10 protein-coding genes are annotated in these 12,661 nt (G+C 65.3%); 2 read left to right on the forward strand and 8 right to left on the reverse strand.

Annotation, left to right across the window (positions count from 1 at the left end):
* Window positions 1-174: 174 nt before the first annotated feature.
* Window positions 175-846: a DUF4352 domain-containing protein gene (locus tag AC1RIF_RS01460; RefSeq protein ID WP_492599594.1), complete on the forward strand. Its 672-nt coding sequence runs from the start codon at window positions 175-177 to the stop codon at window positions 844-846.
* 234 nt (window positions 847-1,080) lie between these two features.
* A complete protein-coding gene (locus AC1RIF_RS01465) occupies window positions 1,081-2,715 on the forward strand; it encodes a hypothetical protein (RefSeq protein ID WP_492599595.1) in 1,635 nt (544 codons plus the stop codon).
* Between the two features lie 223 nt (window positions 2,716-2,938).
* On the opposite strand, the gene AC1RIF_RS01470 is transcribed toward AC1RIF_RS01465, so the two are convergent.
* From AC1RIF_RS01470 to AC1RIF_RS01505, 8 genes are all read right to left on the reverse strand, one after another.
* Complete coding sequence (locus tag AC1RIF_RS01470) at window positions 2,939-3,529, reverse strand: DUF6642 family protein (RefSeq protein ID WP_492600112.1); 591 nt, start codon at window positions 3,527-3,529, stop codon at window positions 2,939-2,941.
* Between the two features lie 92 nt (window positions 3,530-3,621).
* On the reverse strand, window positions 3,622-5,208 hold the full coding sequence (locus AC1RIF_RS01475) for an HNH endonuclease signature motif containing protein (RefSeq protein ID WP_492599596.1): 1,587 nt from the start codon (window positions 5,206-5,208) through the stop codon (window positions 3,622-3,624).
* A 76-nt stretch (window positions 5,209-5,284) separates the two neighbouring features.
* Window positions 5,285-6,181: a hypothetical protein gene (locus AC1RIF_RS01480; RefSeq protein ID WP_492599597.1), complete on the reverse strand. Its 897-nt coding sequence runs from the start codon at window positions 6,179-6,181 to the stop codon at window positions 5,285-5,287.
* A gap of 47 nt (window positions 6,182-6,228) precedes the next feature.
* Window positions 6,229-6,984, reverse strand: coding sequence for a PASTA domain-containing protein (locus tag AC1RIF_RS01485; RefSeq protein ID WP_492599598.1), 756 nt, complete (start codon window positions 6,982-6,984; stop codon window positions 6,229-6,231).
* A 172-nt stretch (window positions 6,985-7,156) separates the two neighbouring features.
* Window positions 7,157-7,618: a hypothetical protein gene (locus AC1RIF_RS01490; protein ID WP_492599599.1), complete on the reverse strand. Its 462-nt coding sequence runs from the start codon at window positions 7,616-7,618 to the stop codon at window positions 7,157-7,159.
* Entirely contained in the window at window positions 7,615-8,853 is a 1,239-nt protein-coding gene (locus AC1RIF_RS01495) for a restriction endonuclease subunit S (RefSeq protein ID WP_492599600.1), read from the reverse strand. The genes AC1RIF_RS01490 and AC1RIF_RS01495 overlap by 4 nt, the downstream gene beginning before the upstream one ends.
* A complete protein-coding gene (locus AC1RIF_RS01500) occupies window positions 8,850-10,463 on the reverse strand; it encodes a class I SAM-dependent DNA methyltransferase (RefSeq protein ID WP_492599601.1) in 1,614 nt (537 codons plus the stop codon). The genes AC1RIF_RS01495 and AC1RIF_RS01500 overlap by 4 nt, the downstream gene beginning before the upstream one ends.
* Window positions 10,464-10,465: 2 nt before the next feature.
* Entirely contained in the window at window positions 10,466-12,541 is a 2,076-nt protein-coding gene (locus AC1RIF_RS01505) for a hypothetical protein (protein WP_492599602.1), read from the reverse strand.
* Window positions 12,542-12,661 lie beyond the last annotated feature (120 nt).

Raw genomic sequence — 12,661 nt, forward strand, 5'->3', positions numbered from 1 at the left:
TGATCGCACCGACACACTTGATATCCCCAGTTATCAACATTCTGCTTGGCAAACTACCGACTCGATCCGCACGATGTGGACATCACCGAAACGAACCTGCGAGTCCGTTACGACCGCTCGTGGCGACAGACGCCGAGCATCCGATCCGTTCGACACCCATCAGAAGGACCCACCATGACCGCTCCTCAGAATCCGCTGCAGCCGAACCAGTTTCCCGCCGCTCCCCCGGCGGCCCCGCCGGCGAAGAAGTCGAAGAAGTGGCCGTGGGTGGTGGGCGCCCTCGCCGCCGTCGTCGTGATCAGCGCGATCGGCAACGGCGGCAAGGAAAATTCGACGCCGGCCGACGGTCAGGCCGCGTCCGCAGACGTCGTCGCCGGCGACGCGGCAGCGCCTGCCGCACCCGCGGCGGCGCCGGCACCCGCCCCTGCCCCGGCCGAGAAGAAGGCCCTGCCGGGATTGAACGCGCCGGTCCGCGACGGCAAGTTCGAGTTCGTCGTCACCGACGTCGAGGCGGGGCTCGGCACCGTCGGCGACAACCCGTTCCTCACCAAGAAGGCGCAGGGACAGTTCGTGATCGTGACGATGACCGTGCAGAACACCTCGGACAAGCCGAAGGGTCTGAGCCCTAGCGACCAGGAGATGTACGACTCCCAGGGACGCAAGTTCACCTCCGACACGTCGGCGGGAATCGCGCTCGACTCGGACGTCTCGGTCTGGGACGAGATCAACCCCGGCAACAAGGTGACGATGAAGGTTGTCTACGACATGCCTGCCGACGCCGTACCGGCCGAGATGGAACTGCACGACTCCATGTTCTCCGGCGGCTCGCGCGTCGCCCTCGGCTAGCGGCCCGATCTGGTGCGGGCGCGAGCGCTGGGGGGTGCCCGCGCCCGCACCGACATATTCCGTACGACAACAAGGGGAGGAAGCAGCATGACCGGCTCGGCCACCGAACGCATCGCCACACTGGAGTACGCCGTGGGGCCACGGCGCGGAATCGTCCACACACACAATCCTGCGCGCCGGGGGGCCAGTGGAGCGGTCCGACCCGATTCGATGTCGGCACCGCACGCTGCGGCCGTGGAATCTGCCGCATCCGCGTTCCGCTACTCCGACGCCTGCGCGCTCTGGCGGCATCTCGCCCAGCCGGCGCCCGACCGCATCGAGATCACGCGGTGCAACGACGATGCGCTGGTGGCCTCACCCGACCCGGAGGTCGTCTACCACCTCAGCGGGGTCGACAGCATCTGGCATCAGGGGCGAGATCCACTCCGCTACAACGAAGTTCCGACCCGCGACGTGCTGAACGAACTGCTCGACAGGCTCGACGACCACAGTGGCCTGCTGGACGCCTCACCCGCGAGTGCCCACGACATCTGGGACCACCTCACCATGCGCGGCGAGCAGAGCTGTTCATCGGCGCCCGAGGGCGTCGGCCCCTACACCGGCTGGAGGCTGATTCCCGGAGCCTCCGTACGCGTCGAACCGCTGGGCCGGAACAACTTTCGAGACGGCAATGAGGTGGCTGCCATTCAGGCGGTGATCGACAGCGCCGGCGGCACGGTCGCGGGGTGGTGTGACGCGCACGACGCACTGCTCCGGCCGTCGGGGATCGCCGGCGATCCCGATCTGGACGACCGGCGACTGGTCCGCGAGTTGTTCCTCGATCTCGTTCTCTGGCAGGCCGGTCGGACGTCAGTGGCCGGCACGGGAACGATGCGGCACGACAGTCTCGGTGTGCACCGGCCTGCCGACGTGGACGTGGTGTTCCTCGGGATCGGTGCGGACCCGGACGGGCGCAAGCTCTTCATCGGCGCGGGCAGGGACGGATTCGAGTTCGCGGCTTACGCTGTCGACGCCGTCCCGGGGTCGGCGCAGCCGGTGTACCGGCTGACGGTGTCGCACGCGCGCATCCGCTCCCTGTGCGACGGGTGGGGTGCGCCGTCGCATGCGCATCCGCTGCCCGTCGTCAGCCTGTTCGCGGACGAGATCGGCGAACTCGGCCCGCAGGAGTGGCTGCGGCGCAACGGCGTGGACGACTGGACCGAGGAGCGTCCTGAGCCCGTCGCGACACCCTCGTCGCGGGAACTCGCGGAGGACTTCGTCGCAACCCTGTTCCGGCCGCCCGCCGGCGGGCACGGATCGGGGGTCGGGATTCCCGGCAAGACCGAGTTTCCCGCCACCTGGTCCCGGGGGACAGTGATGGAGCGGATCGAGTCGACGACGGTAGAACCGATGTCGCGGACGGTCATCGGAGCCACGGTGTTCGACGAACGCGCATTCGACGGCGTCTGGGTCTGTGTGGTGTGGCGACGCCGACCCGACGAGGAACCGTGTGTGGTCACCGCCTATCCGTTCGGCGGCGACGGGGTGGTGTTCAACGAATTTCCGGATGACTACCCGAGGAACCTGGTGATTCCGACGGCGAACGACCTGTGCAAGGCAGTGGATTCGGCGCTGGACGAGTTGGTGCGCCTGGTCCGGAATGCCGTCTCCTGCGGCGAACCGTACGAGGCAATCCTCGCCGGCCTGCATGTCGCGGCTGTGCACGATGTCGCCCTGCCACTCGACCTCATGAACACCGTCGCGCAACTCATCTTCGACAGGTACTTCGACGACGCCGACTACGCGGAACTCACCGACGTCTTCACGACCTTGGCGGAGCGCGACCATCCCGAATCGACCTGGGGGCCTGTGGGATGGCTGCCCGCGTGAACGTGAATTGGATACAATTAGGAGTCGTCCGTCTCACGTCGGAACAGTTCGTCGTGAAGTATCGGGATGCGTGGCAGTTCGTCATCGACCGCGGGCTGGCCGCACCGTTGGCCTTCGGCGACCGGATCCCCGATATCCCTCTCACTGGAGGCGCACCGGCAATCCCCGTATGAGTGGCTGCACCTGCGGCTGCGATACTCCGCTACAAAGATTGTGGCGGGGCTTACACCCTGAGTAGTTCCTCGACGGGATCGATACGCCGGGGGGACGCCCAATCCGCATGCGCCATACGGAAGCCGAGACGAGAAGCCATGCCGCGATGCTTGTTGACGATCGCATCATAGGCGAGCTTCATTTTCGTTCGGGTCACGAGTTCCGAGATCAGAATCAGCTCGAACGCCACCGATTCGACCCAGTCGACGTTCTTCGTGTAGCCCACGATCGCCCGTGCTTTCGTCTTGCGGCAGAATTCCCGCAACGTGTCGTCAGAGACCGAGAGCGTGCTGCACGATCCCAGATAGATCGTTCTTCCTTCGCACTTGCCGCTCAACAGGTCGGCGATCTCATCGAGGGTTATGTCCTCGGCACCCAGATGCAGCATTTGCGCGGAACCATGGAACGCGAGGCACAGCAGGTTGTATCGCTTGCTTCGCATCCGTAGCCACTTGTCGAGCAGGTACTCCAACTCGCGACGAGTGGCGACGTCTCTGTGAACGAGCGATATCATCTCGCTCCGTTCGAGCAATCGGAGCGCTGGTTCGATGCTCATCCGCTCCTCCAGCGAGTCACCCCAATCCCCCTCGAGACACAGCACGCCAGGTGGCTTCGACAACGTGTCGCCCTTCTCTCTCTTTCGATCAACATGAAGTGCGATCGGAAGAGTAGTTCCTTTTGTCGCCGACGACCTCAAAAGGGCGCTGAACCACCGCCGGTGCCGATCGTGGGCGTTGAGGTGCGGTGGCCGGTGTCTTGCCAATCGGATCCGCGGCGTCTGCGTTGCCGCAATGGGATGTGACTTTCGAGGAGGAAGTCGAGGTCGAGTTCGGCAAGCGTGTAGTTCAGCCTTCGGAGGGTGGCGCTGTCGGTGAGTCGAGCGGCGAGTCGTGGATCGACCCCGGCCCGGAGGGTCGATGGTGACGTCGGATCGGAGAACGGCCCCTGTGGGCGCGTCTCGGTAGCCCGGCCTGTGGGGTCGAGCCATTCGAGTCGGCCGTCCCCGACTTGGCGGACGGTCCAGTAGCCGAGTGTCTTGAGCCGGTGATGGGTTCGGCACAGGCACGCCAGGTTCGATTCGACGGTGAGTCCACCGCGGTCGGGGTTGTCGTGATCGAACGGGACAGTGTGGTCGAGGTCGCACGCGGTGGCGGGCACACCGCAATTCGGGAAACGGCACACGCCGTCCCGGGTCCTGACGATCTCCGCCAACTGGGTGTTCGGCCGGTATGTTGTTGCCCGCAATCGTTCTCGGGTTCTCGAGGCGACCGCTTGCGGGGAGTGTTCGGGTGACGGCAGAGCCGGGCCGATTCCGAGGACCGGCCCGGTGTGGCCGCTGCCGGCGAGTAGCGCGCGGTCGGCTGCGGACAGCGTGAGGACCTGCTTCCACGTGGCATCCGCGGCGAGTTCGCGGGCGAGGTCTGCGTCGATTGCGCCGTAGCCCGACAGGTAACCGGGCGCGTCGTCGAATCCCAGCAGGGTCGACGCGTCCACCCCGACGAGCACCTGGATCTGGACTCCGGTGCCACGTTTCGCTGTCATGTCGACGCGCGCTGTGCAATCTGTTCGTCCACAACGGCATTCGAGGTGGGTGTGACCGGAGGCGAGCGCGACGAGGGCGTCTGCCCGGCGCTGCGCCTGCGTCCGCGGATCGTGCCTGCAGGCGTCGAAAGTCATGGCGCGGAGTCTGGTTGCGAGGATCCGGCCACCCTCGGCGGGTAGCAGCCCGTCGAGTTGCGACATTGCGTCGTCGCCGGCTATCACGCGCACGTCGCGGTCCTCGGTGGCACGTCGGCGTCGTTCCCGCGCACCGTCGGGGTCGAGCCGGGAGATCAGACGTCGGGCACGTTCCTTCAGCCGGGTGGTGCTCGCCTGTGCCGCGCCGTCGAGCAGACAGCGCTCGATCTCCTCGAGTTTGTCGTCGGACACGTTTGCCAGTGCCTCGGACAGTGCGTGGGCTTTCGCGAGGTCGACCCGTCCGGCCTGGAACTGTGCACGAACCTGATGCAGGCGCCACCGCAGGTCGCAGCCGAGTCCGATCATTCGCCGCGCCGCCGTCTCGGTGAGCCCCAGGATGCCGGCCACCTCGACGTGCGCGAATTCGCCGTGGTGCGCCTCGTTCCGGCCGAGCCGCGCATCCTCTTCGCAGCGGGTGACGAACAGCGTCGTCACCGCGTCGATCTCACCGAACTGTTCCCGCGCGATTCGGGCATGCCGCGCGACGAGGACCGCGGCCACATCCGCGTCCGCCGTCTCCGTCAACACCCCCGCATCGAACATACTTTCGACTCTAGTCGACCGCTCTGACAATCTCCGGCGTTTGCCCAGATCCGGCCGGAGCGAATGGCCTCCCGCGTCAGCGAACGCTGCGTCCGCGCTGCTTACCCGTCGAGGCAGAGGACTTCTGCGGCACGCTGCGCTGGATCCCCTGCTTGGTCGCGGATGGCACGACGGTGGGCGGCCGGCGTCGCCGCGATGCGAGTGCGTGCATCGCTTCCCGACCTTCCGCGCGGATCCTGGCCATGCCGGCGACCTCACTCTGTACCGCCTTCTCCAGCGGCGGCGCTCCGAGCGCGGCGAGGGCCCTCTTCGAAGAAGCGATCTCCTTCTCCAGGCGAAGACACGTTACGCACCGCCAACGGTCCTCGTACCGCGACAGGTTCTTCACCTCCAGGCACACCCCGCACCGTTTCGACTGCGGCGCGGGCACCGCCTTCGGTTCCGGCGCCGGGCGGCGGGTCGGTTGCGCCTGCACCTTCGCCTTCGCAACCGGCGGCGGGCTCGGGGTCGGCTTGGGTGGCGACTGCTGCGCCCGCACAGGTTCGGACGGTTGAAGGGGCTTGGGCGGGCGGATCACTTCCAGTTCCGCTGCGAGTTTCGCCACCCGCTCACGCTTGCTCTCGATCAGGGCCGAAAGTTCGTTTGCGAGGCCGCTCGGAGACTGTTCGAGGTAGCGGAGCTCCGCCTCGGCCTGCCGGTACTCCGCCTCGAGTTGAGCGACACGGCGACGGTCGACGATGGCCGTCTCGCAGGCCCCCAACCCGCCTGCAGGCAAGTCGGATTCACCGAACACAGCCATTGCAAGTTCGGTGCGGGCGCGGTTCCAGGCCAGTACGCGCGGCTGGAGATTCACCTCCAGGGATTCCTCTTCCGCGACGAGTGCGAGCGCGAACTCGAGTTCGTCGGTCAACGCCCGAGCGGCAGACCGGGCCCGATCCAGCAGTGCATTCAGATCGTCTACCGAACTGGTCAATCCTCAGTCCTTTGTTTCAGTTTCAGCTTCACCCGCGCCGGGGCGTGTCAGGAACAGTCTCCGGGTTCCCCCAGCTTGACGACCGACAGCATCGCGTCACCCTCGGAGATCGGGGCACCGACTGCGGGGCTCTGTGCCACGACCACCCAGCTGCGGTCCGAGACCTGCATGCGCCCCTTACCGGTAGCGTCCTCGCTCTGCGAGTAGTAGACCCCGGCCTCCTGGATCGTGTCCTGCGCCTTCTGCAGATTCATGCACATCACGTTCGGCATCAATGCTTGCGCCGTACCGGTACCGGCCGATGCGGCCGAAGTCGGTTGCTGGGCAAGCGGTGCCTGCGCGGCGGGTGCTGCGGGCGGTGTAGGCGCCGGAACCGGTGTCGCGGATGTCTTGGTGGTGCCCTCCGTCGACGAGTCAGGGTCGAGTCCATCGCTGATGTCGCCGATGATCCCGATCAGGACGAACGCAGCAGCCACTGCGGATGCGATGACGACACCCCGGCGAACAGGCTTCTTCGCTGGCATCTCCGGGGGCGGGGCGAAGGCCGCGGAGGTATCGCCGGCGAGGAACGCCTCGTGCCCGGCCTGGGCGCGGGCGGCCAGGGCGTCCTTCTCGGCCTTGATCCGCGCGAAGTGATTGCGGATCGGTCGTCCGATGGCGAGATACCACAGGCCCGCCGCCATGATCAGGAAGATCGCGACGGAGCCGAAGTCGAGTTGCACGAGGCTGACGATCGCTAGCCAGGTCGCGACGCCGGCGAAGAGTCCGGCAATGACACGAAGGTACGGGGTTACGGCGTTCATCATCTTCCTGGTGCTGTGCAGGGACAGGCTGGGTGCCAGCCGATTCTGACGTGATTGTGACAGGTCCCACCGACGGTTCGGGCGGGGTGTCGCGACTACGACTCCGCCGCCGGCACAAGCAGGCGACGGAGTGGGTTCAGCGCCACCAGCGCGTCTTCCGGTCGTCGGTCGTCTATTGCTCCTCGGCTGGCTGTAAGTCGAGCAGTCGTTCCAGGAGCGGCAGCAGCATTCCGAACTCCAGTGCGTCGTGGGTCGCCCGTGCCGATGTGCAACCGACGCCGATAGTGTTGGCGATCATCCCGAGAACCTCGGTAGGACCGAGCCGCAGGGCAAGATTCCGCATTCCCATCAGGTTCAGTTGATCGACCACCCACTTCCCTTCGAGGTGATTGGGGCCGATCAACTCGTGATCATGGAGGAAAGTCACGACCTCCTCCACGAGCGGATCCGGTGCGTCTTCGCGGTCCCACGGGGCGCGGAAGTTCGATCCGTCCGCCGGCCAACGTGTTTCGATCCGCTCAACCAGCGACCGGAGTTGCACCCAGGCTTCTTGGTCGAGGTCGGCGATCACGTGCGGGGTCCCGGATTCGACGATCCCGGTCTGCCCCGCGTCCATTCGCGTCTCGTCGCTCACAGCACCGCTTCGACCTGGCGCTCCGCATCACGGACACGGAGTTCCCCGGACATCAGGCGTGGGAGCAGCACATCACGGGTGGTGGTGAGGGTGTCGCACTCACTTAAGTGATGCCCAGACAAGCCGACCAGACTTTCGAGCCGGTCACGAAGCCCGATTTCCCTATCCGGTGTGATGAAAGGCAGTCGCAGGCGTCCCAACTGCTCGCGGGATAGCTCCGTCTGGCCGGTGCTACCCTCGCCCATCGATTCGATTACTTGTTGGGCCTGCAGCACCGTGAACCCGGCACACATCGGATCCACCAGGGCCTCATCAAATCGAACGATCGACACATGTGAATCCACGGTTGCCTCCACCGGATGACACCAGCGGGCAACTCGGCCGAGTGTTCCTTGCCCAGTGGAGTTCACGAGAACATCGTTGCTTCGAAGTAGCTTTACTTCTTGCGCTTTACTCCGAAGGGTCTTCCGCGCAGGCGCGAGGTTTACACGATTGTCACGGATGCACTTCTGATTCAAGACAATCAGTTCGGATTCGTCTTCGGTGTATTTCGGTGCGACACCGCGGGTGATCAGCTGGGCGACGTCCACGAGTGAGCGCTCAAGAGACCCCATCCGCGAGGCCTCAACAAACAAGGCCATGGCCATCTCTTCGGCAGTACGCGCGATCCTCCGGTTCGCCGAGATCTTGTCGTCTAGGGCGCCTAGGACATCCGCGACGGCATGCTGTTCATCCAACGACGGGAGGAGTATCGGTACTGATCTCAAAGAACGGAGTGGTTGCCCAATCCCCGGTGTTCCTACGGTTGAAGCGCGGGTGAGAAGCTCCTCGCGTCCTGGTCCACGGAAGTAGTAGAGAACGAACTCGGGATGCGCAATTTCGGGATCGCAGGTGAGCTTCATCATGCTTGACGACAGAAGACACGAGCGATCTCCCACCAGCGCAACCGCTCCGATCGCGCCTCGATGAGGAAAGACCAGGTCATCTTTCTGGACGATCGCGCCAGGCAACGACTGAGCAACGTCTTCGGGAACAAACACGGGGTCTTCGAGACTCACATATCGGCCATCTTTGATGTCCTGTCCTCGAATTACCGGGAACCCCTCTTGCACATACATTTCAGATTTCAGACTTGATCCGAACGGTCCAATTGCGATTGATCGTCCTTGCGCTGCAATTGCCTCGACGGTGGTCCTTTTCCAACCATGTGGTGGAGCGACATCTCGCCGATTCACAGCAACCTCCCGAACTGATCACGCACGACGGCCTGCAGACGCACCGATTCGTCGAACTGCTCGAACAGCTCCTTGGTCAATCTCTCGAGCTTCTCGGCGATCGGCTCACCATCGTCCTCAATCGGCGCCGCACCGACGTAGCGGCCGGGAGTGAGCGCGTAGTCGGCTTCCTTGATCTCCGCGAGAGTGGCCGAATAGCAGAAGCCCGCCTCATCCTCGTAGACAGAATCTGAAGCGGATTCCGTTCCGCGCCAAGCGTAGAACGTGCCCGCGATCTTGGCGATGTCGTCGTCGCTCAGGGCCCGCTCGGCGCGATCGACCATGTAGCCCATGTTGCGGGCGTCGATGAACAGCACCTGACCCTGGCGGTCGATCTTGCCCTTGGGCCCGACAGCCTTGTCCTTCGCGAAGAACCACACGCACACCGGAATGCCGGTGCTACGGAACAACTGCGTCGGCAGCGCGACCATGCACGAAACCAGATCGGCCTCCACCAACTGCGCTCGAATCTCGCCCTCTCCACCGGAATTCGACGACATCGAACCATTGGCCATGACGACGCCGGCACTGCCGCGCTCGGCGAGCTTAGAGATGATGTGCTGGATCCACGCGTAGTTCGCATTACCCAGTGGGGGGACGCCGAACTTCCAGCGCTTGTCGTCCTCCTTGCGGGTCCAGTCCTTGATGTTGAACGGTGGATTGGCAAGGATGAAGTCCGCCAACAGGTCCGGATGCTTGTCCTGGGCGAACGTATCCTCCCAGCGATCCCCGAGGTTGCCGGTGATGCCGTGGATCGCGAGGTTCATCTTCGCCATCCGCCACGTGCGCTCGTTGAGCTCCTGGCCGTACACCGCCACCTCGGTGGGGTTACCGCCGTGCCGCTCCACGAACTTCTCGGTCTGCACGAACATGCCACCCGAACCACAAGCCGGGTCGTACACGCGGCCGCTGTACGGCTCGAGCATCTCGACCAGCACGCGCACCACACCGGCAGGCGTGTAGAACTCGCCGCCGCGCTTGCCCTCCGCGCGAGCGAACTTCTCGAGGAAGTACTCGTACACCTCACCCAGCAGGTCCCGTGCCTTCGTGGCGCCATGCCCGGTGAACCGGGTGTCGCCGAACAGGTCGATCAGCTCACCCAGCCGGCGCTGGTCGACGCTGTCACGGTTGAAGATCATCGGAAGGGTGCCCGCGAGAGTCGAATTGGCCTTCATCAGCTCCTGCATCGCACCGTCGATGAGCTGGCCGACCGTCCGACCCTCGACACCGACAGCGTCCTGGATTCCCTTTGCGTTCTCCGCGAGGAAGCTCCACCGCGCCGGCTCCGGCACCCAGAAGACACTGCTGCCGAGGTATTCGTCCTCGTCGTCGATCAGCGTCGCGATCTGCTCCTCGTTCATCCCCTCTTCGAGCAGCTCATCCCGGATCTGGCCACGGCGCTCGTCGAACGCGTCGGAGACGTACTTGAGGAACACCAGTCCGAGGATCACGTCCTTGTACTGCGAGGCGTCCATGGACCCGCGCAGCTTGTCCGCGGCCTTCCACAACGTGTCCTTGAGTTCCTTCATCGTCGACGGCGCAGAATCCGCAGACTTCTTCCTCGGTGGCATCGTCAGCCTTTCTCTGTGACGTTCTGTGGTGCCGGTGCGACGGTGAGCGCTCCGTGCGCCACGCCGTCCACCAGTGTGGTGGTCAAGTCGTCGATGGTGGAAAGCAGCCGTCGGGCCGCTTCCCTCCGCTCTCGGAGGTCGGCGAGTGCGGCCGTGACCGGACCCACCTGATCGGGTTGCACTCGCGGGATCTCCCAGGTCTTCCACGCCGATCCGCTGCGGATCGCGCCCGGCGGTTTGGCCCCGACCCCGCGGCTCAGCAGATGCCGCGCAACGAGTTCCGGGATCAGCCCGGATGCGGCCGAATCCGCGATCCGGAGGATCCGCGCCGGCCACATCGCCACCGACGCCCCCTCGACATCGACGATCACCCCGAACGACGGACTGGTGCAGAAGACGACGTCTCCCGGTTCGGTGTAGCGGCCACTGGGGTAGTCGGTGACGAACGTCAGTCGGTCGATGCCCCGTGACCCGATCTCGCAGCGACCAAGGATCTCGTCGGTACCGATGACCGGCACCGCACCGCCTGTTTCGATGTCGACGGCGTCGATCCGGTTGCCCGACAGCACTCGGAGTTCTTTCGCGGCCGCGAGTTCGCCGGCCGTCTGGAACTGCCGGTCCTTCGTCGCTCGGTACTCGACCCGCAGATCGAGTCCACCGTCGACAACCTCGGCCGCGCCGTCGAGGGCGCCCACCAACTCGAGCACGCGGGCCGCGGCCTCACCGGCGTCGACCGGAGGGCGGTGCACCTTGGGCTTCGCGGTGAGCACGCCGCCGGTCGCAAGCAGTTCCGCAATCTTGTGGACGTGACTGAACCGAAAAGCATGGGCGCGCAACGATTTCCACGCTCCCATCGCGGCAGTCACGTCGGCGATCACGCCGTCGACGACGTCGTCCGTGAGCTCGACGGCGCTGAGATCGGCCAACACCGTGCGCCGTTCTGCAACCGAGATGGTGCTGTCCTGCGCACCCAACACCCACAACGCCATCGACGTTCCCGGGCGGGCGGGCAGTAGCCCCTCCGACAGTCGGATGACCGCCCGCAGGTGGCCCGAGCGCAGCAGGTCCGAGCGCACCGTATCGGCTTCGCGATCGCGCAGCGGGTCGACCAACGTCGCGGCCGGACCGATGACCACCGCACGCTGTCCCGGGCCCATCTGCAACGAGATGTTCTCGATCTCCGCAAGGATCTCGACGTCCGTGTGGCCGATCGTGGACGGCGACGGGTACTGCATGACGAAGATTGCCGGGCGGCCGACGCTGAAGTCCGCCCCGAAACCGCCCTCGGGCGGACGCTCACGCCGCAACCCGTGCGCCGCGAGCCGCCGCAGCGCCAGTCGCGCAGCCGGAGTGGACGACGCCCCGGTCATGACCGTCGGTTCCGCGTACTCGGGCAACGCGGTCCTCAACGCGATCAGCAGATCAGTACTCGCCGGGGCCGGATCGATGAACAACGTGTCGGTGTCGTCCGCGAGGGCGACACTCACCCGGGCACCCAGAGCCAACGCGGCAGCGCCGAGGGCACTGTCCGACAGTTCGGGTCGCTGCATCCGGAAACGGCGTGCCATCACGGCCTCGAACGCATCCACCGCCGTGAACGCAGCGTCGGACATCCGATCCGTGTACCGCGCAAAGGTCTCGAGTTCGTCGCCGAGAGCCTCGATCTCGGCGGAGAGGAACTCGTCGTCCGGATCGAGCTCGTCCACCTCGTCGAGCAGGTCTGCGGGCGGGAGCTCTCCGAGCCTCTCCCCCAGCATCGTCTTGACGGCCAGCAGAGCCGTGATGCCGTCGATCACCGCCCTCGGATGCAGTTCCGTCTTGTGGTCCAGCGCGGCGTGGATCGCGACGTCCTCGGCGAAGGAACTGTTGTTGCCGAGGCCCCGCGACCGTAGCCACTCGACCACCTCGTCGGCGTCGAATTTGTCCAGGACGCCGTCGACGACGGTCGGCCGCGGGAAGGGGCGATCGTCGCTGCAGTACCGCTGTGCCCACGCGGACACGACCGCGCGTTGCACCTTGGCCAACTTCGCGATGTCCGGCCGGGTGAGGAGCAGCGGTGACTGATCGGACTCGCGCATGCGTCGGACTCCCCCACCTCGCCTCGATCCGGCCTCGGTCGACGGCCGTCCGAGCAATCTATCCGATCCGACCGATCGTCCCGACAACTCTCGTCAATCAGGTTTCGATAACCCCGGTTA

The sequence above is a fragment of the Prescottella sp. GW823-FHT02E09 genome (assembly GCF_058797375.1).